The sequence below is a fragment of the Pseudomonas sp. LBUM1644 genome (assembly GCF_059716195.1).
On the sequence record NZ_CP166812.1, the window covers coordinates 1,560,942 to 1,579,218 of the forward strand.

Here is an 18,277-nt window from a genome sequence, read left to right on the forward strand (position 1 = left end):
CTTCATTTCTCTGCGAGCTGCGCCACCAGGAACTCGATAAACGTCCGGGTCTTTTGCGGAACCCGGCGTGCCGAAGGGTAAACCGCGTTAATCGTGATCGCAGGCGCCTGCCATTCACACATCACTGGCACCAGCCGACCGGCCGCCAAGGCATCCTCGACGATGAAATTGGGCAGCAGCGCAATGCCCATGCCGGCTTCGGCTGCCTGGGCCAGCAGGTCGCCGTTGTTGGCGTGCAACGGCCCGGTCACATTGACCCGCTGGGTTTCCTTGCCGTTGCACAGCTGCAGGCTGACGCCGCTTTGCAGATACCCATAGTTGAGGCATTGATGGGTGCGCAGGTCTTGCGGGGTCTGCGGCGTGCCTGCGCGTGCCAGATAAGCGGGAGACGCCACCATAATCCGCGGAGCGGGTGCCAGCTGCCGGGCAATCATCGTCGAGTCCGGCATGCTGGCGATGCGGATCGTCACGTCGAAACCACCCCGCACCGGGTCAACCTGCTGGTCGCTGAGCACCAGTTGCAGTTCGATGTTCGGGTGTTGTTCATGGAACAGCGGAATCAACGGCCCCAGTCGGCGCAGCCCAAACGACATGGGGGCATTGACCCGCAGCACCCCACGCAACTCGCCAATACCATTGCGCGCACGCTGCTCGGCCTCGTCCAGCGATGCCAGTACTTCCCGAGCCGCGTCGAAGTATTCGGCGCCAGCCTCGGTCAAGTGCAGGCTGCGGGTGGTGCGCTGCAGCAATTGCACGCCGATGGCTTCCTCCAGCGCCTGAATCTGTTTGCTGACTTTTGATCGCGGCACATCCATTGCCCGTGCAGCGGCGGCGAAGCCGTTCTCGCCGACCGTGACGACAAAGGCGCGCATGCATTCGATGCGATCCATGATTGTCCCTTTTTTAGAATCAATTATTCTCTATTTTAGGGAATTGTCCCTTTTGTGGCTAGCCCCTAAAGTGACATCCAAGCCGACGACAAAGCCTCTCGCGGCAACGTCGACTAACCCATTACTCATTCGAACTATCGACATCAAAAGGAACGCGCCATGTCTATTCGTGAATTGCTCAACCCAACCAACTCCGCCCTGATCCTGATCGATCACCAGCCGCAAATGGCGTTCGGCGTGCAGTCGATCGATCGCCAGACCTTGAAGAACAACACCGTTGGCCTGGCCAAAGCGGCCAAGATCTTCAACGTGCCGACCATCTACACCTCGGTGGAATCCGAAAGCTTCAGCGGTTACATCTGGCCCGAGTTGCTGGCCGTGCATCCGGACCAGAAGCCGATCGAGCGCACCTCGATGAACTCCTGGGAAGACAAGGCACTGGTTGACGCGGTGAAAGCCACCGGTCGCAAGAAGTTGATCATTGCCGCGCTCTGGACAGAGGTCTGCCTGACCTTCCCGGCGCTGGAAGCCCTGGCGGAAGGCTACGAGGTGTACATCGTCACCGACGCCTCTGGCGGCACCACGAAAGAAGCGCACGACATGTCGGTGCAGCGGATGATTCAGGCCGGCGCGGTGCCGGTGACCTGGCAACAAGTGTTGCTTGAGTACCAACGCGATTGGGCACACAAGGACACTTACGAAGCGGTGATGAGCCTGGTGCTGGAACACAGCGGCGCGTATGGCATGGGTGTTGATTACGCCTACACCATGGTGCACAAGGCGCCGCAGCGTCAGACCAAATAAACCCGATACGCCGCCACCCGTAGGAGCGAGGCTTGCCCGCGAAGGCAGTGTGTCAGTCGACATCAATGTTGCCTGACACACCGCCTTCGCGGGCAAGCCTCGCTCCTACTAGGTAATGCAGGTTTACATGATGTGTTTTTCAGGCTCGGGGATATGGCTTGCGCCTAACACCGCCGGGAGTAATCCAGCCCTCAGATCGCCGCCGCTCGGCTGCTGATACAGACTCAAGCCAAACTCCGGCAGCACCGCCAGCAAGTAATCGAAAATATCCCCCTGGATCCGCTCGTAATCCGCCCACGCCGTGGTGCGGGTGAAGCAGTAGATTTCCAGCGGGATCCCCTGGGCCGTGGCCTGCATCTGCCGCACCATGCAAGTCATATTCGGCTGAATCTCGGGGTGACTCTTCAGGTACGCCAGTGCATAAGCGCGGAAGGTGCCAATATTGGTCATTCGCCGACGGTTGGCCGACATCGCCGCCACATTCCCCTGGGCCTCGTTCCAGGCCTTGAGCTCGGCTTGTTTGCGGCCGATGTAGTCGGTCAGCAGATGCACCTGGGACAGCTTCTGCTCCTCGTCATCGCGGATGAAGCGCACACCGCTGGCGTCGATAAACAGGCTGCGCTTGATCCGTCGCCCACCCGACTGCTGCATGCCGCGCCAGTTCTTGAACGACTCGGACATCAGGCGCCAGGTCGGAATCGACACAATTGTCTTATCGAAATTCTGCACCTTGACCGTGTGCAGCGTGATATCGACCACGTCCCCGTCGGCGCCGACTTGCGGCATCTCGATCCAGTCGCCGACCCGCAGCATGTCATTGCTGGTGAGTTGCACGCTGGCCACGAACGACAACAGCGTATCCTTGTAGACCAATAGAATCACCGCGGACATCGCGCCCAGGCCCGACAGCAGCAACAGCGGCGAACGGTCGATCAGCGTAGCGACGATGATGATCGCGCCAAACACGTACAAGACCATTTTCGCCAGCTGCACATAGCCTTTGATCGACCGTGTGCGGGCGTGTTCGGTGCGCGCGTAAATGTCCAGCATGGCATTGAGCAGGGCGCTGACGGCCAGCACCAGGAACAGAATGGTGAACGCCAGCGCCATATTGCCGAGGAAGTTCAGGCTGGTCTTGCTCAACTCCGGCACCAAGTGCAGGCCGAATTGAATCACCAGGGACGGCGTCATCTGCGCAAGTCGATGAAAGACCTTGTTGTGACGCAAATCGTTGACCCAGTGCAAGGCCGGTTGGCGACCGAGCAATTTGGTGGCGTGCAGGACCAGATAACGCGCCACTCGTCCGAGGACCAGTGCAATCGCCAGCAGCACCATCAGCGCCAGGGTGGAATGCAGGAGCGGGTGCTGATCGAGCGCACCCCAAAGGTCTTGGGCATTGAGCCAGAGCTGTTTGATATCCATGGGCAGAAACGATTCTTCTATAGGACGCGACAGGGCGATTAGAGCATTTAAGCCGCTTTGTATTACGGTCGGGGACAAATCAGGCAACAAAAAAGCCACTGTTTACTGCCGTTTGCATAAAGAAACTCGGCCTACGCGCCCGAAACCGGTACCCTATGCAGCTGTTTTTTTGTATTTCTTCGAGGTAGCACCCGTGTTTTCCCAATTCGCCCTGCACGAACGCCTGCTCAAAGCCGTGGCCGAGCTTAAATTTGTCGAGCCAACGCCAGTGCAAGCAGCGGCTATTCCGCTGGCGCTCCAAGGGCGTGACCTGCGGGTGACTGCGCAAACCGGTAGCGGCAAAACCGCTGCTTTTGTTTTGCCGATCCTCAACCGTCTGATCGGCCCGGCGAAAGTCCGTGTCAGCATCAAGACCCTGATCCTGCTGCCGACCCGCGAACTGGCCCAGCAGACCATCAAGGAAGTCGAGCGCTTCGCCCAGTTCACGTTCATCAAGTCCGGCCTGATCACCGGCGGTGAAGACTTCAAGGTCCAGGCCGCCATGCTGCGCAAGGTGCCGGACATCCTGATCGGCACGCCGGGCCGGATGATCGAGCAACTGAACGCCGGCAACCTCGACTTGAAAGAAGTTGAAGTCCTGGTCCTCGACGAAGCCGACCGCATGCTCGACATGGGCTTCGCCGAAGATGTGCAGCGCCTGGTGGAAGAGTGCACCAACCGTCAGCAAACCATGCTGTTCTCCGCCACTACTGGCGGTTCGGGCTTGCGCGAAATGGTCGCCAAGGTGCTGAACAACCCTGAGCACCTGCAGCTCAATAACGTCAGTGACCTGAACGCGACGACCCGCCAGCAGATCATCACCGCTGACCACAACCAGCACAAAGAACAAATCGTGAACTGGCTACTGGCCAACGAGACCTATCAGAAGGCCATCGTGTTCACCAATACCCGGGCCATGGCTGACCGTATCTACGGCCGCCTGGTGGCGCAGGAATACAAAGCGTTCGTGTTGCACGGTGACAAAGATCAGAAAGACCGCAAACTGGCCATTGACCGCCTGAAGCAGGGCGGCGTGAAAATCCTGGTTGCCACCGACGTTGCTGCTCGCGGTCTCGACGTGGAAGGCCTGGACCTGGTGATCAACTTCGACATGCCGCGCAGCGGCGACGAATACGTTCACCGCATCGGCCGCACCGGTCGCGCCGGCAACGATGGCCTGGCCATCTCGCTGATCTGCCACGGCGACTGGAACCTGATGTCGAGCGTCGAGCGCTACCTCAAGCAGAGCTTCGAGCGCCGCACCATCAAGGAAGTCAAAGGCACCTACGGCGGACCGAAAAAGGTCAAGGCTTCGGGAAAAGCCGTTGGCGTGAAGAAGAAAAAGGTCGACGCCAAGGGCGACAAGAAGAAAACCGGCGCCAAGGCCCCAACCAAGCGCAAGATCGCCAACCGCCCGAAGACCGACGCCCTGTCGCTGGTCAGCAAAGACGGCATGGCACCGCTCAAGCGCCGCAAGCCGGAAGCGCCGGCGGCTGAATAACGCGCTGTAGCGACCCCATAAAAAAACCGGACAAATGTCCGGTTTTTTTATGTCCGTAGGAGCCGCCGAAGGCTGCGATCTTTTGATCTTTTGATCTGCTATTAACCCTCGGCCTTCTTATCCGCCGTCTCCAACTCCTTGATGCGCTGATCAATCAACTGACACTTATCCGGCAAATCCGCACTGGCCGTCCCCAAATCCATCTTCTGCAACTCATCGTTGATCTCCTTGGCCTTCTTCGGATTCTGCTCAGTGAGCTTGGCCACTTCCTTGGCCAATTGTTCGCGCTTGGCGGTGGCTTCCTCGGGAGTGCAGGCCCAAACGGGGAGGGCGCAAGCAAGGGTGGCAGCTAGGGTGATTTTCAGCAGGGTTTTCATAGATGGGCCTCAGTTCCGGTTAAGGCGGGTTATTCGGTTGAGGCTTTGGGTTGCTGAAAGTTCACACGTTGCCTTCTGCTTTTAGGAAATGCCGCCGTGGCGATGACATAGAAATCGCCAAGGACAACACCGGTGCGGCCAGTACAACCACTACTCGCAACGCCGTCATCCAGGCTGGTGGCAACGTCTCGATCACGGCGGCCAAAGACCGAAGGCCTGTTCAAGTACCTGATGAACAACGCCATCGCCAGCAAGGACGCACTCAATCTGTCGATGGGTGTCAGCCTGACCTCGCAACAAGTCGCGGCCCTGACCCACGACATCGTCTGGCTCGAAGAGCACGAAGTGAATGGCGAAAAAGTCCTGGTGCCGGTGCTGTACCTGGCCCAGGCCGATGGTCGCCTTGGTCCGACCGGGGCACTGATTGCGGGTAACGACATCACCCTGATCGCCGGACCGCGCCACCTTCACCGGTGATGATCCCCATCATCATTCCTAAGTAAAGTTTTTAGTGAGTTCGGGCCTACACAAGATAGCTGCTGGGTTCCACGCCTACATTTTGCAAATAAGTCTGCGCAAGTTAAAACGGGCGACCCACAGGTCGCCCGTTTTCATTTCACTTCATAGCCTGCGCTCGCAGGCGTATACCGATAACATCCATCAAGTCGCAGCCATCTCGAAGAGGGATGGCCAACAGTTTGGAAAAGTCGGACAGCACGACGGTGTCACAGCCGATTTCTGCGCGGAAGGCGATGTTTTCCAGAACTTGAGTAACGGTGCGGATGCGGTAGTCGGCGGTCGCTTGCAGGACGTCGAGTGGTGCTTCGGTGTCGATGAGCAGGGAGGCCGGGATCAGGTCGATTCCGGTGAGGGGCATGTATCTATTCATAGTTGGAGTCTCTTTTAATTGATGAGGACTCTCTGTTTATCAGGTCGCCAAACCCGGTCGCCTTTTGGGCGGACGGCATGACTATAAGCTTTATCGTTCAGGCATTACAGGTCGCGAGTTCTGAGTTTGGTGTAGGGCATTTGCGCTGTTGCAGTAGGATGCTTGATGCATTCTGCAGACCAACACGGAGCCTTGTGGGAGCGAGCTTGCTCGCGAAAGCGGTGTATCAGTCAGCATCCATGGTGAATGTAAGTCAGCCATCGCGAGCAGGCTCGCTCCCACAGGGTTTGGAGTGATCAGTCTTTCACCGCTATGCACAGGTCCATTTCTATTACATCCGCGTTCGCGTCGTAGGAATACTCCACCGGATAACGTTCGAAACCTGGTCGCTGGTCGTAGGCCAAGCCACTTTCGGGCATCCACTTCGCGCAAAACTCACCCCAGGCCGCCGGGATTTCACTGGCCGGGCCTTTGAAGTGGGCGACGGCGTAGCGGCCACCGGGCAGGTGGGTGACGGCGAACGGGTATTTGGGCTCGAAGTCGGCGGGCACTTCGACGCAGGCGTCGTAGCGGCAGTATTGCGGTGGCGTGGTGCTGGGGTCGTCGTGGCCGATGCCGTAGCGTACGCGGTTGAGCAGGTTGTTTTCGCTCATCCATGGGGCGACGGTTTCGCGCCAGAAGGTGCCGATTTGTGGGCCGTAGAGGCCGGTGTAGCGCAGGTAGGCGATGCGGGCTGGGGGTAGGGTTTTTAAGGTGACGTTCATTGGGTAGGCCTGGGTTTTAGTTGGTGGTTTTTGTGTTGGTCGGTAGGGCCTCTTCGCGGGCAAGCCCGCTCCCACAGGGAGCTATGGTGTTCACGGAACTGTGTCCATACAGGAAGGCTTGGTTGTGAAGGTTTATCCGCCATGGCAGCAGCTGGACGATGTCTTGTCTTCATATCGATCGTGATGCCGCACCCATTCCATGATTTCCTCTTCGTTGCGGCCTTTGGGCGTCAGGTCGAGGTAGTTGTAGGCGCCGACCAGCAAGTCCAGGCCTCGGGCATAGGTCGAGTAGGTATGGAAAATCTCGCCGCCTTCGTTGCGATAAAACACGCTGAGGCCGGGGAGTTCTTCTTCTGCGCCGTCGGATTTTTCGTAGTTGTAGGTGGCGGTGCCGGCGGCGACCTCTTCGGCTCGGGCCGAGACGCCGAAGTCGTAATTGAAATCGCAACCTTCTGACGACACCCAGTCGAATTTCCAGCCCATGCGTCGTTTGAATGGCTGGAACTCGGCAAACGGCGCGTGGGAAACCGCCACCACGGCCACGTCATGGTGGGCCAGGTGCTGGTTGGCGCCATCGATGTGATCGGACAGGAACGAACAACCGGAGCAGCCTTCGTCCCAGCCTTCGCCGAACATGAAGTGGTAGACGACTAACTGGCTACGGCCGCCGAACAGGTCGGCGAGTTTCAGCTCTCCGTTGGGACCTTGGAAATGGTAGTCCTTGTCGATTTGTACCCAGGGTAATGCACGGCGTTCGGCGCTGAGTCTGTCCCGTTCCTTGGTGAAGGCTTTTTCGTGCTCGAGGTGTTGTTTTCGGGCGGCGAGCCACTCTTTTCGGGACACGACCGGATGATTCTGAATCTTCATGGCGTTTTCTCCTGCGGGGTGCTGGGAGGTGACTTACACAGCCTAGTCGTTTGGCCTGCACCCATTTCGACATGCCACCGGTCGATACCGGTAAAAACCGCGGGTGAACGGCTGCGCATGGCGTCGGTCACAACTTAAGAAGGCCATCTCAATCACGGGCACTGGAGGTTGAATCAGGATGACGACTTATAACTGGGATTTGATTGAACGCTTGCTGCACGAAGTGCAGAAGGGTGAAAGCAGCTTCACGCCACGGCCTTATGCCGAGCAGTACGCGGCCGAGAAATCTTCCGAGGGCGAGCAGACTGAAAACCTGGATCACCTGAAAGCGGTGGCCGGCGAGTACGAAAAATTACTGCTGGAGCGTGGCTACATCGAGCCCCGGCCTGAGGAACAGGGCGGCACGGGCTCCAATTACATTTTGACGCCGCGGGGCTCGAGTTTATTGAGCCTGATCGACAGCAGCATTCCGGGTAATGATCATCCTCGGCAGGTGTTGGATGAGCAGGAGGATGCGCTGGATGAAGTGACGTTTGATGAAGTGGCGTCGAAGGCGCAGATTGCCTGATTTGTAGAGACAGCAAAAGATCGCAGCCTTCGGCAGCTCCTACAGGGTGTTGTGTACACCTGTAGGAGCTGCCGAAGGCTGCGATCTTTTGATCTTGTTTTTTATCCTTGCTTCAGAGCTTTGAGACACTTCAAATCGCTGAAATCCTTCCTCACCCCCTCAATCTTCTTCAACAGCCGCTGGCGCTGGGCCGGTGTACTCTCGGCCATCAAATCCACGATCAATCCGCGTGCCTGGGCTTCGGTGTTAGCGTAGGCCTGACGGTATTCCGGCGTCCATAAACTCTCGCGATTCACCAGAAGCGTCTCTATTCGCTGTGGGAATTCCGGGCTTTGACGCTGCGCTACCGCCGCACTGAACTGCTTCTGCCAATGGGCGCGATTGGCGATCCACTGCTGATTCTGGTCACCCAACGCGGTCGACCACGAAACGACCCGTTGCTGTTGCGTGACGCTGAGCGGGCCGAGCCAGTCATCCAGACGCTTTTCCATGCGCTCGCCGCGCTTCTTGATCTGCTGAGCAAGGGGCGGCTTGAGGTATGCCTCCTGGCGTTTGCGCTGGTCCTTGGCAAAGGCGTCGTTCATTTCCGCCACTTGCTGGTCATCCAGCCCCTTTAATAACTCAATGGCGGACGGGGTGATTTCCCGCGCGGTCTGGGCGATCGCCTGTTTGGCTTCCTGGGTGCGGGTTTGCAGCGCGGCATCGGTGACCTGATTGGTCTCGACCATGACCTGCAAGCGGTCCAGCCAGTCGAGGTAGCCCGGCAGTTGCGTGGTGCAGTGCCAGCTCAGGTGTTCCTTGAGGCGTTCATTGAACCAGCCTTTCTGCTCGCCGTTCATGTCCAGGTAGTCGCTGAGCGTCCAGGGAATGATCACGTCGAGATTGCGGTAGGCCAGGCCCATACGGCTGCACGCACCGAGGGCAAGACTCAAGATGATGAGAAAAACGAAACGTTTCAGCCAGCGCGACATGGGCGAGTCCTTGCGAAAGCATGGTTCTCATGTGAACGCAGGATGAACCCGGCAGTTCAGCCGATCAATAGAACGCGCGTTCGGCCTTGAGGGTCACCAGGCCGTCGCACTGGCTGTTGTGCCCGGAATAGGCGGAGCAGTCGCTGCCGCTCAAGCTGGAACCGCTGTAGATCAGGTCGAGATCGATGCCCATGAAGGGCCGCGAGAATTGCACTGACCAATCTGTAAAACTTGCGACATAACCACCGTCCACGGACACCGGCGTGTTGAGCTGGTGGGTGGTGTATTTCATGCTGATTCCAATGCCGAACGGTTGATTGCCGCCGAGGTCGGCGAACACGGTGCTGTTCTGCTTATCAGGGTCGTTGCTGAAGGCTGCGCCGAAACGACTGCCCAACAGGGTCAGGCCGCCAAAAAGCTCCTGGCTGTCGAGGGTCTCCACTTTCGGGTAGCTGTAGCGGATCATGCCGACTTCGTAGCCGAGGGTTTGATCAAAAGGTTGTTTAAAGCCCATGTAGGAATCGACTTCAAGGTTTTTCCCGGGACTCAACCCCATGCTCGGGGCCCATTGGCCCATGTAAAAGCCACTGTCGTGACTCAGGTCGAGGCCTCCGTGGAACGAACCGGTTGTGGACGGTTTGACCAGCCCCTGAGCCATGCTGCGGCTGGGCGTGGTACCGAGTTTGAGATCGAAGTCGCCCAATTCACGCTGAAAGATTTGCGCATTGGCGACCGAACACGACAGCAGGGTGCCGAGCAATATGAGAGAGGGTTTGAGCATGCGTCATTCCATGAGCAGTGCGCCGCAGTAACCGAAAAACTACTGAAACGCTTGATCTAGACGTGTGCAAGCATACCGGCGAATGCTCGGCATCGATGGCCGTTCGTCGATTTTTGAAATATGGATGTGTTTGACGGGGTGTTGCGAGGAGGATTCCAGTCCAGGCGCTTCGAAGCTCAAAGCGCTTGTGGACCAGTTAACGCTGGGTGTTACTTCTTGCCCAGGGTGATCTGCTTGGACGGGCCGAACGTCTGGCCGCTGACGCCTTTGGCAATTTGCTGGATTTCACCGCCGGACTTGAGGAACGCAGCAATCTGGTTGTTGATCGATTCGCTGGTTTCAACGGCTGGAGCTGGCTTTGCTTTGCTGTTGGATGCTTTTACACGCATGGCGGCCATTAACCTGTAGAAAATTAACTTGGCCAGGCATCGTACAGGAAATACTTGACAATTGCTTGGTAAATATCCCTCTGAAACTGCTGAGGCGATCTCTCGATTATTCAACAATCTCGGAATTAATTATCCGGCTAAGCTGCTGTTTTAAATAAGAACATTCGCCTGAAAAAATCGTATTCGGTTCGGCGGGGACTGGTCAGCGCTGCCGGATCGGTCTGACGAGTGGCTCTCGCGTGTGCACATAGCCCAGGAAAATCAAGGCCTGCCAAGGATTTTCTATCGCCACCGGGCTGGCCACCGAACACTGCCGGTAAAACCGGGTAGAATGCCGCCACGCAATGAGGGTATTGGAAATGGCTTTAGTCGGGCGTTACAACAGTTTGCAAGTGGTTAAACACACTAACTTCGGTTTATATCTGGACGGTGGCGCGGATGGCGAAATCCTCCTGCCTAATCGTTATATTCCCAAAGATATTCCCAGCGAAGATGAAGACTGGCTCAACGTTTTTATTTATCTGGACAGCGATGACAAACTCATCGCAACTACCGAAAAGCCGAAAGTTCAAGTCGGTGAATTCGCCAGTTTGAAAGTCGTTGAAGTCAACAGCATCGGCGTCTTCCTGGATTGGGGCCTGCCGAAGGATCTGTTGCTGCCGTACTCCGAAGAAAAGCGTCAGATGACCGCTGGCGAGTATTGCGTGGTGCACGTCTACCTCGACAAGCACACCCGCCGCATCACCGCGACGGCACGCCTGGACCGTTATCTGGACAAGACCCCGGCTAACTACACCCCTGGTCAGGAAGTTGATCTGTTGGTTGCCGAAGCGACCGATATGGGCTTCAAGGCGATCATCAACAACAAGCATTGGGGCTTGATCCACAAGAACGAAATCTTCAAGTTCATGCGCGCCGGTAAAGAAGAGAAGGGCTTTATCAAGGAAGTCCGCGCCGACGGCAAGATCAGCCTGAGCCTGCAACCGGTGGGCGAAGAAGCAGCCACCAGCCTGAACTCGAAGATTCTCGCCAAGTTGCGCGAAAACAACGGCAGCCTGCCGGTCAGCGACAAAAGCGATCCGACGGTGATCAGCAGTATGTTTGGCGTCAGCAAGGGCAACTTCAAGAAGGCCATCGGTGCCTTGTACAAGAACGGCCAGATCGTCATTCATGCTGATCGCATTGAACTAAGCTGACCTCACTCAATCCCCTGTAGGAGCTGCCGCAGGCTGCGATCTTTTGATCTTGATTTTATAAAGGACAAGATCAAAAGATCGCAGCCTGCGGCAGCTCCTACAAGGGTCCACTTGAGGTTGGGGTCTGATGAAAAAAGCGCTGTTTGCCTACGCGGGCACCTTGTTCGCGTTTCTCGTGCTCGACGGCCTGTGGCTCGGCGTGCTGATGGCCCCGACGTATCGGGCGCTGCTCGGTTCGCTGATGCTCGACCAACCGCTGCTGGCCCCGGCAGCCGCGTTCTATCTCCTCTATGCAGTGGGTTGCGTGGTGTTTGTGATCCTTCCGGCAAACAGCTGGCAGCGGGTTGCCAGCCGGGGCGCCTTGCTGGGCCTGGTGGCTTACGGCACATACGACCTCAGCAATTGGGCGACGCTGCAAGGATGGTCGGCGCAGTTGGCATTGATGGACATGGCGTGGGGCACGTTGGCAACCTGCGTGGCTTGCAGCATTGGGTATTGGGCTGCGCGCAAGGCGCTGTGACGGTCCTGATGATTTAAAGGTCTCTTGCAGGCTCTCTTTTCTGGCCATCTGGTTAATAATCGACAGCATAATTTTTCGCCCCGGCGCCGTTGGTTCAACAAGCCGGTCGGGGCTTTGCTTTTACTGTCGAGTCACTGCCATGGATTGTGTTGTCGAGGTATTCCGGTGAGCGCCGCCCGGCGTAGCGCCGATGGGTTTGCCCTGCAGGTGATGATCGGGTTGTGCCTGATCTGGGGCATTCAGCAAGTTATGATCAAGTGGGCCGCACCTGATATTGCGCCGGTGATGCAGGCGGTCGGGCGGTCGGGTATTTCCGCGTTGCTCGTAGGATTGCTGATCTGCTGGAAGGGTGGTTGGGATCAGGTCCCCAACACGTGGCGAGGCGGGTTGCTCGCGGGCGCCTTGTTTGGCGTGGAATTCTTCTTCATCTCTGAAGGTTTGCAACTGACCACTGCGGCGCACATGTCGGTGTTCCTCTACACCGCACCCATCTTTACCGCGTTGGGCGTTCATTGGCTGTTGCCGAGTGAACGTTTAAGACCGGTGCAGTGGCTGGGAATTGTCCTCGCCTTTCTCGGCATTGCCATTGCGTTTGCCGGCGGTGTGTCCTGGGACAACCTCGATCACCGCATGTTGATGGGCGATGCCCTGGGCGTGCTGGCCGGGGCCGCGTGGGGCGCGACTACCGTGGTAGTACGCGCCTCGCGGCTGTCGGAAGCGCCGGTGACACTCACCTTGTTCTATCAACTGATCGTCGGTTTTGTGGGGCTGCTGCTGATCGCCATTCTCAGCGGTCAAGTGACTCGCGTCAGCCTGACCGCGGTGGCGGTGGCGAGCGTGCTGTTCCAGGGACTGGTGGTGTCGTTCTTCAGTTACCTGGTTTGGTTCTGGCTGCTGCGCCGCTATCTGGCGGCGAATGTGGCGGTGTTTTCGTTCATGACGCCGTTGTTCGGCGTCACGTTCGGCGTGCTATTGCTGGGTGAAGCACTGAGCCTCAACTTCATCATTGGTGCCGTCCTGGTGTTGCTGGGCATCACGTTTGTCAGCGCTGAGCAGTGGGTGCGCCGTCGGTTGCGCAAAGCCCTCGGCCAGCATTGACCGGACGGAACAACAGGCCGCCAGCGATGAGCAAACCGCTGCCGGCGAACACCAGCGCAGGCTGTAAGCCACCACTGAAATGGCTGCTTGTTGCGGCCAATAACGGCCCGGCGAGCTGGCCCACGGCGAAGCACGCCGTCAGCAGTCCAGCGTTGCGCTGCGTGGCATGAGGCGCCAGTTCCCGCGAGCGTTGCATCACCAGTTGCATGCAGGCCAGGAACGGAGTGCCGCACAGGATCACCCCCAGCGCCAGGCCCGGACCGCTGCCCAACAGGCAAGCGAAAACACCCGCCGCTTGCAGCCACAACGTTGCTACCAGCCAGTGACGTGTAGCGTTCGGGTTGTGTCGACGAAGACTGACCAGCACAACACCAATGGCCGACGCGAGGCCGAAGCAGGGCCAGAACAAGTCGGCCTGCCATTGGCCATGGAACTGCGCGTTGGCCATTTGCGAAAGGAACGTGGCGGGGATGATGTAGCCCAGGCCGTACAGCCCATAGATCACACCTAAGCGGGCGATGCCTTGATTGCCGGAGGTCGGGACGGTGGGGGCGACAGCTGCGGTGGCGGCGGGTTGTGGCAGGAACGGCAGAATGCCCAGCAGCATCGCCAGCCCGACACCTGCATACACCAGCCACAAGGTCGCGGAGGTTTGACCCAGCAGGTTCGAGCCCAGGGCCAACAGTCCTGTCAGGAAAATCCCCAGGCCCGGTCCGGCAAAGACCAGGGCACCGAGTCGTGGGCGACCCGCCGCTGCGGCCAGCGGTTGGCTCAGCGCAGTGATCATCACCAGCACCCAGGCGCTGGCCACGCCAGTGCCGAACCGAAGAACCAGATGGGACCAGAAACCGTTGGCCCAGAACGAAGCCAGGGTCAACAAGACACACAACCATAAACCACCCAACAGGCGACGACGGACTTGCTCGGGCCGTCGGGAAAACATCGCATCCACGGCACCGACGAAGTAACCCAGGTAATTGGCGGCAGCGATCAGACCGGCGGCAGTCAGGTCGATCTGGCCTTCGCTGAGCAGGTGCGGCATTTGCGGCGTGAGGGCGAAGCGCCCGATGCCCATGGCCATCATCAGGGCGATAAAGCTGGCGAGTAAGCGAATCAGAGGAGACATGGTCTGAATTCCGACAGAGGATCAATGACCGTCAGGCTAGGACTGATTGACTTTCTTTAAAAATGAATAATAGTGAGTAACTTGTTCTTATTTGGAGAATGTCGTGGAATTCAGCCAATTGAGGATCTTCCAGGCCGTGGCGGAGGAGGGCTCGATTACCCGCGCGGCCGAACGCTTGCATCGTGTGCCGTCGAACCTGTCGACGCGGCTTAAACAACTCGAAGAGCAGCTGGGTGTAGTGCTTTTCGTTCGTGAGCGTCAGCGTTTGCTGTTGTCGCCTGCGGGAAAAGTCCTGCTGGACTACACCGCCAAGCTGTTCAATCTGCGCGATGAAGCCCAGGCGGCGGTACAAGGCGGGCAACCGGCCGGCGACTTCGTGCTCGGCACCATGTACAGCACCGCGGCCATTCACCTTCCAGGGTTGTTGGCCCGCTATCACCGCACTTACCCGGCGGTGAACCTGCAGGTGCAGTCCGGGCCCAGCGGCGAATTGCTTGAAGGTTTGCTCACCGGTCGCCTCGATGCAGCGTTGGTGGATGGCCCGCTGGAACTGGCGGGGCTCGATGGCGTGCCGTTGTGCGACGAACGGCTGGTGCTGATCAGCGAGGCCGATCACCCGCCGGTGCGCAGTGCGCTGGATGTGGAAGGGCGGTCGGTGTTCACCTTTCGCCAGGGATGTTCCTACCGGATGCGCCTGGAAGCCTGGTTTGCCCACGACCACGCGGCAATGGGGCGGGCGATGGAGATCGAATCCTATCCGGGGATGCTCGCCTGCGTGATTGCCGGCTCGGGTGTGGCGCTGATGTCTGAGTCGATGCTCGCCAGCCTGCCGGGCCGTGAAAGCGTCGCAGTGCATCCGTTGGCCGAGCCGTTTGCCAAGGCAACGACCTGGCTGATGTGGCGCAAGGGCATGGTTGGGGCCAATCTGAATGCGTGGATTGAGCAGCAACAAGCGGTATTTCCCTCGGCGCCGATTCAGGCTCGGGAAATTGCTTGAACTAACGGTCAGGTATTTTGTTCAATTCAGTAACAGATCATTGCGGATTTGGTCGAGCATTGCGTAGGACTTCGGACTATTATCAGTGCGAAGGGGCCACAGAATTTAAGCCGCTCGGCACTACCCTGAAGGGGGCACCATGAAAGAGAAAATCCAAAACTGGCTGCACGACCTGGGTGTTGCACTCGGTTTGATCGAACCACCTCTGCAACCCGTGCCTATTCGCACTGACGACGAGCAACGCCGACGCCAGCAGCGCCGCCGGTAATCGCGACGCAGCTATGTAGCAGCTGCCGAGCCCGCGAGGCTGCGTTCGGCTGCGAAGCAGTCGTGAAATCAGGCGACGTGATCTATCAGGACATTGCTGCATGTAGGGTTTACGACTGCTTCGCAGCCGGACGCAGCCTCGCAGCCTCGGCAGCTGCTACGGGAACGCAGGTAAATTCCAGGCAGTGGGCGGATTCAATGCCGCCCAATCTCAATCAAAAACCGGCTCAAGTCATTCGCGGTCCTCGCGGTCTTGAGCATCTCATCTTCCTCCGCCGTGAACGCCGTCAACCCCATCTCATCTTCCAGGTGGAAGATCAGGTCTTCAATGTCCGCTTTATCCAACCCTAAATCCTGCAAGCTGGCGTTATCGTCGAAGTCATCCTGACTTTCCAGCAGGTGGCTGATAAAGCGGTGTACGGCGGCGCGAACGGCGGCTCTTCTCATGGTTGTTCTTCGAGGGCGTTATTGTTGTTGTCCCTGCGTCTGAGTACAGCAGGCTTCAGCTGTGCAGGCGTTGCCACTGGTCAATCATCGTACGCATATGCTCCCCGGAAAAACTCCCGAAATGCCCGCCATGCACCGTACGGATCGGCAGCGCATGCAAGCGTTGCAGGCTGCGCGCGTAATCGTCGAGGTTGGAGTGGTAGGCGTCTTCGATCAGTGGCCCGTCGTAAATGATGTCGCCACTGAATAACGTCTCGGTGGCCGCTTCGTACAGACTGATGCCACCTGGCGAATGCCCCGGTGTGTGCAGCACCTGCAGCACGCGATCGCCCAGGTCCAGCACGTCACCTTCTTCAATCATCCCTGTCGCGGGTGCGGCTTTTACCCGATATTCGGCGTAGCACAACGGGCAATCAGGGTGCGCCTCGAACATCTCGTCGCCGACAAACGCCGTCGATAATGTGTTCTCACCGTCCGGAGAAGCGAGGATCTGCGCTTCGGCCGGATGCACAAGGCGTTCAGGAAACTCGTGATGCCCGGCAATGTGGTCGAAATGGCAATGGCTGGCCACCGCCACCAGTGGCCGTTCGGTGATCCACGGCAGTTGCTCGCGCAAGCTGACCAACCCCGAGCCGCTGTCCAGCAGCACATCCTTGTCGCGGCCCTGGATGTGCCAGAGGTTGCAGCGATAGAACGGCCGGATGTACGGCTCGTGAATCAAGCGGATGCCGTCACTCAGCTGTTTGACCTCGAACCACTGGTCGCGGCTGACAATCTTCATAAGCAGTTTCCTTCAGGCGAAAAAAAACGGGTGTGGCAACCGACGCCGCACCCGTCGAAGAAAGCATCAAGTCGTTATGTTCAGCTTAGGCGGCGCTGGCCACCGCTGCCGGGCGAGGAGACACCAGGCTGACCAGCACGAAGCTCACCAGACCTACGCCAAGGCTGTAGTAGATCGGGGTGTTGGCGTCCAGACCGTCCTTGAACATGAACACCAGCGCCGTGGCGAAGCCCATGCCCATGCTGGCGATAGCGCCGGCGGTGGTGGCACGTTTCCAGAAAATCGCACCGATCAGCGGGATCAGCATGCCGCCCACCAGCAAGTTGTACGCCAGGGTCAGGGCGCTGATCACGTCATTCACGACCAGAGCGATGCCCAGTACGACGATGCCGGTCAACAGGGTAAACAGGCGGTTCATGCCCAGGGTCGACTGTTTACCGCCACGCAGTTTCGGCAGCAGGTCTTCGGTCAGGGTGGTGGCAGCGGCGAGCAGGCCGGCGCTGGCGGTGGACATCATGGCGGCCAGGGCAGCGGCAATCACCAGGCCACGAATACCATCCGGCAGGGACAGTTTGACGATGGCGGCGAAGGCGTTGTTGACGTTGTCCAGGTCCGGGATCAACACGTGAGCGGCCATGCCGATCAGGGCGCAGGCCAAGCCGTAAAGGATGCAGTAGAAGCCTGCGAATGTACCGGCGACCTGGGCAACCTTGGCGCTCTTGACGGTGAACACGCGCTGCCAGATGTCCTGGCCGATCAGGATCCCGAAGAAGTAGATCATGAAGTAGGTGATGATGGTGTCCCAGCCAATCGTGGTGAAGCTGAAGGCGCTTGCCGGCAGTTTCAACACCAACTGATCCCAACCGCCAACGCGGTACAGGCAGATTGGCAGCAGGATGAACATCAGGCCCACGGTCTTGATCACGAACTGGACGATGTCGGTCAGGGTCAGGGACCACATGCCGCCGATCGCGGAGTAGATCACTACCACGCCACCGCCGAGCAATACCGACACCCAGAACGGCAGGCCGAACAGCACTTGCAGCACGGTGCCAATGGCCAGGATCGAGACAACGCCGATCATCAGCGCATACGCCAGCATGATCACCGCGCTCGCGGAGCGGGCCATCGGGTTGTAGCGTTTTTCCAGGACCTGGGTAACGGTGTAGATCTTCAGTTTCAGCAGCGGTTTGGCGAGGAACAGGTTCAGCGCCACGATCCCGCAACCCAGTGCGGCGCAGAGCCAGAAGCCGGAGATGCCATGGACGTAGCCCAGGCGCACAGTGCCGACGGTGGACGCGCCGCCCAGGACGGTGGCGGCCATGGTACCCATGTACAGGCTCGGGCCGAGGTTACGACCGGCGACCAGAAAGTCTTCGTTGGTCTTGGCTTTGCGCATGCCGTAGTAGCCGAGTATCAGCATCGCGGCGGCGTAGATGAGTACGACGAATAAATCCAATGCCATGTTGGCGTGTCTCCGATTGTCTTTTTTATGGTGAAACAAAAGCGTTTCTGTGGTGCAGCTTTTGTGGGAGCGAGCCTGCTCGCGAATGCGGTCTGTCAGTCACATCAATACTGGATGT

Annotated in this window: 21 protein-coding genes and 1 pseudogene; 9 read left to right on the forward strand and 13 right to left on the reverse strand. The window is 58.4% G+C overall.

Going from position 1 to position 18,277, the window contains the following annotated elements:
• Nucleotides 1-2: 2 nt before the first annotated feature.
• Nucleotides 3-890, reverse strand: coding sequence for a LysR family transcriptional regulator (locus ACA052_RS07135; protein WP_497649024.1), 888 nt, complete (start codon nucleotides 888-890; stop codon nucleotides 3-5).
• A 159-nt stretch (nucleotides 891-1,049) separates the two neighbouring features.
• Here ACA052_RS07135 and ACA052_RS07140 point away from each other — a divergent pair, with 159 nt between their 5' ends.
• Nucleotides 1,050-1,694 carry a hydrolase gene (locus ACA052_RS07140; protein ID WP_497649025.1) on the forward strand — a complete coding sequence of 215 codons (645 nt, stop codon included), beginning with the start codon at nucleotides 1,050-1,052 and terminating at the stop codon, nucleotides 1,692-1,694.
• 123 nt (nucleotides 1,695-1,817) lie between these two features.
• Here the strand turns inward: ACA052_RS07140 and ACA052_RS07145 are convergent, their stop codons facing one another.
• Complete coding sequence (locus tag ACA052_RS07145) at nucleotides 1,818-3,116, reverse strand: mechanosensitive ion channel family protein (RefSeq protein WP_497649026.1); 1,299 nt, start codon at nucleotides 3,114-3,116, stop codon at nucleotides 1,818-1,820.
• A 193-nt stretch (nucleotides 3,117-3,309) separates the two neighbouring features.
• On the opposite strand from ACA052_RS07145, the gene ACA052_RS07150 reads away from it, so the two are divergent.
• Entirely contained in the window at nucleotides 3,310-4,656 is a 1,347-nt protein-coding gene (locus ACA052_RS07150) for a DEAD/DEAH box helicase (protein WP_008153197.1), read from the forward strand.
• A gap of 101 nt (nucleotides 4,657-4,757) precedes the next feature.
• Here ACA052_RS07150 and ACA052_RS07155 read toward each other — a convergent pair whose 3' ends face one another.
• Nucleotides 4,758-5,033: a hypothetical protein gene (locus tag ACA052_RS07155; protein ID WP_497649027.1), complete on the reverse strand. Its 276-nt coding sequence runs from the start codon at nucleotides 5,031-5,033 to the stop codon at nucleotides 4,758-4,760.
• A 210-nt stretch (nucleotides 5,034-5,243) separates the two neighbouring features.
• Between ACA052_RS07155 and ACA052_RS07160 the strand changes: the two are divergent.
• Nucleotides 5,244-5,489 (forward strand): annotated as a pseudogene (locus ACA052_RS07160) (S-layer family protein); the annotation flags it as partial.
• 160 nt (nucleotides 5,490-5,649) lie between these two features.
• Here ACA052_RS07160 and ACA052_RS07165 read toward each other — a convergent pair.
• From ACA052_RS07165 to ACA052_RS07175, 3 genes are all read right to left on the reverse strand, one after another.
• Complete coding sequence (locus ACA052_RS07165; RefSeq protein ID WP_497649028.1) at nucleotides 5,650-5,922, reverse strand: hypothetical protein; 273 nt, start codon at nucleotides 5,920-5,922, stop codon at nucleotides 5,650-5,652.
• A 296-nt stretch (nucleotides 5,923-6,218) separates the two neighbouring features.
• Nucleotides 6,219-6,686, reverse strand: coding sequence for an AraC family transcriptional regulator (locus ACA052_RS07170; RefSeq protein ID WP_497649029.1), 468 nt, complete (start codon nucleotides 6,684-6,686; stop codon nucleotides 6,219-6,221).
• Between the two features lie 132 nt (nucleotides 6,687-6,818).
• Nucleotides 6,819-7,553, reverse strand: a complete 735-nt coding sequence (locus ACA052_RS07175) for a DUF899 domain-containing protein (protein WP_497649030.1) — start codon at nucleotides 7,551-7,553, stop codon at nucleotides 6,819-6,821.
• 178 nt (nucleotides 7,554-7,731) lie between these two features.
• Here ACA052_RS07175 and ACA052_RS07180 point away from each other — a divergent pair, with 178 nt between their 5' ends.
• Nucleotides 7,732-8,121: a transcriptional regulator gene (locus ACA052_RS07180; RefSeq protein ID WP_497649031.1), complete on the forward strand. Its 390-nt coding sequence runs from the start codon at nucleotides 7,732-7,734 to the stop codon at nucleotides 8,119-8,121.
• A 101-nt stretch (nucleotides 8,122-8,222) separates the two neighbouring features.
• On the opposite strand, the gene ACA052_RS07185 is transcribed toward ACA052_RS07180, so the two are convergent.
• The 3 genes from ACA052_RS07185 to ACA052_RS07195 all read right to left on the reverse strand — a co-directional run bounded on the left by ACA052_RS07185 (nucleotide 8,223) and on the right by ACA052_RS07195 (nucleotide 10,271).
• A complete protein-coding gene (locus tag ACA052_RS07185; RefSeq protein WP_497649032.1) occupies nucleotides 8,223-9,092 on the reverse strand; it encodes a DUF6279 family lipoprotein in 870 nt (289 codons plus the stop codon).
• Between the two features lie 64 nt (nucleotides 9,093-9,156).
• Nucleotides 9,157-9,873, reverse strand: coding sequence for a TorF family putative porin (locus ACA052_RS07190; protein WP_497649033.1), 717 nt, complete (start codon nucleotides 9,871-9,873; stop codon nucleotides 9,157-9,159).
• 209 nt (nucleotides 9,874-10,082) lie between these two features.
• On the reverse strand, nucleotides 10,083-10,271 hold the full coding sequence (locus tag ACA052_RS07195; RefSeq protein WP_017337097.1) for a PFL_1563 family small protein: 189 nt from the start codon (nucleotides 10,269-10,271) through the stop codon (nucleotides 10,083-10,085).
• 350 nt (nucleotides 10,272-10,621) lie between these two features.
• Between ACA052_RS07195 and ACA052_RS07200 the strand changes: the two genes are divergently transcribed.
• From ACA052_RS07200 to ACA052_RS07210, 3 genes are all read left to right on the forward strand, one after another.
• Nucleotides 10,622-11,458, forward strand: coding sequence for a CvfB family protein (locus ACA052_RS07200; RefSeq protein ID WP_157710135.1), 837 nt, complete (start codon nucleotides 10,622-10,624; stop codon nucleotides 11,456-11,458).
• 127 nt (nucleotides 11,459-11,585) lie between these two features.
• Nucleotides 11,586-11,978 (forward strand): DUF2177 family protein, encoded by a 393-nt coding sequence (locus ACA052_RS07205; protein ID WP_497649034.1) that lies wholly within the window; start codon nucleotides 11,586-11,588, stop codon nucleotides 11,976-11,978.
• Nucleotides 11,979-12,143: 165 nt separating this feature from the next.
• Nucleotides 12,144-13,076, forward strand: coding sequence for a DMT family transporter (locus ACA052_RS07210; RefSeq protein ID WP_497649035.1), 933 nt, complete (start codon nucleotides 12,144-12,146; stop codon nucleotides 13,074-13,076).
• Here the strand turns inward: ACA052_RS07210 and ACA052_RS07215 are convergent.
• A complete protein-coding gene (locus ACA052_RS07215) occupies nucleotides 13,021-14,202 on the reverse strand; it encodes an MFS transporter (RefSeq protein WP_497649036.1) in 1,182 nt (393 codons plus the stop codon). The two genes, ACA052_RS07210 and ACA052_RS07215, sit on opposite strands and share 56 nt — an antisense overlap.
• Before the next feature lie 103 nt (nucleotides 14,203-14,305).
• Here ACA052_RS07215 and ptrR point away from each other — a divergent pair, with 103 nt between their 5' ends.
• On the forward strand, nucleotides 14,306-15,199 hold the full coding sequence (ptrR, locus tag ACA052_RS07220) for a putrescine utilization regulator PtrR (RefSeq protein WP_497649037.1): 894 nt from the start codon (nucleotides 14,306-14,308) through the stop codon (nucleotides 15,197-15,199).
• Between the two features lie 139 nt (nucleotides 15,200-15,338).
• Nucleotides 15,339-15,467, forward strand: a complete 129-nt coding sequence (locus ACA052_RS07225; protein ID WP_007914492.1) for a PA1414 family protein — start codon at nucleotides 15,339-15,341, stop codon at nucleotides 15,465-15,467.
• A 194-nt stretch (nucleotides 15,468-15,661) separates the two neighbouring features.
• On the opposite strand, the gene ACA052_RS07230 is transcribed toward ACA052_RS07225, so the two are convergent.
• The 3 genes from ACA052_RS07230 to ACA052_RS07240 all read right to left on the reverse strand — a co-directional run bounded on the left by ACA052_RS07230 (nucleotide 15,662) and on the right by ACA052_RS07240 (nucleotide 18,159).
• The gene (locus tag ACA052_RS07230) at nucleotides 15,662-15,913 is read right to left on the reverse strand and encodes an acyl carrier protein (protein ID WP_497649038.1); all 252 of its coding nucleotides are present in this window, start codon (nucleotides 15,911-15,913) and stop codon (nucleotides 15,662-15,664) included.
• A 55-nt stretch (nucleotides 15,914-15,968) separates the two neighbouring features.
• The gene (locus ACA052_RS07235) at nucleotides 15,969-16,694 is read right to left on the reverse strand and encodes an MBL fold metallo-hydrolase (RefSeq protein WP_497649039.1); all 726 of its coding nucleotides are present in this window, start codon (nucleotides 16,692-16,694) and stop codon (nucleotides 15,969-15,971) included.
• 85 nt (nucleotides 16,695-16,779) lie between these two features.
• Complete coding sequence (locus ACA052_RS07240) at nucleotides 16,780-18,159, reverse strand: sodium:solute symporter family protein (protein WP_497649040.1); 1,380 nt, start codon at nucleotides 18,157-18,159, stop codon at nucleotides 16,780-16,782.
• Nucleotides 18,160-18,277 lie beyond the last annotated feature (118 nt).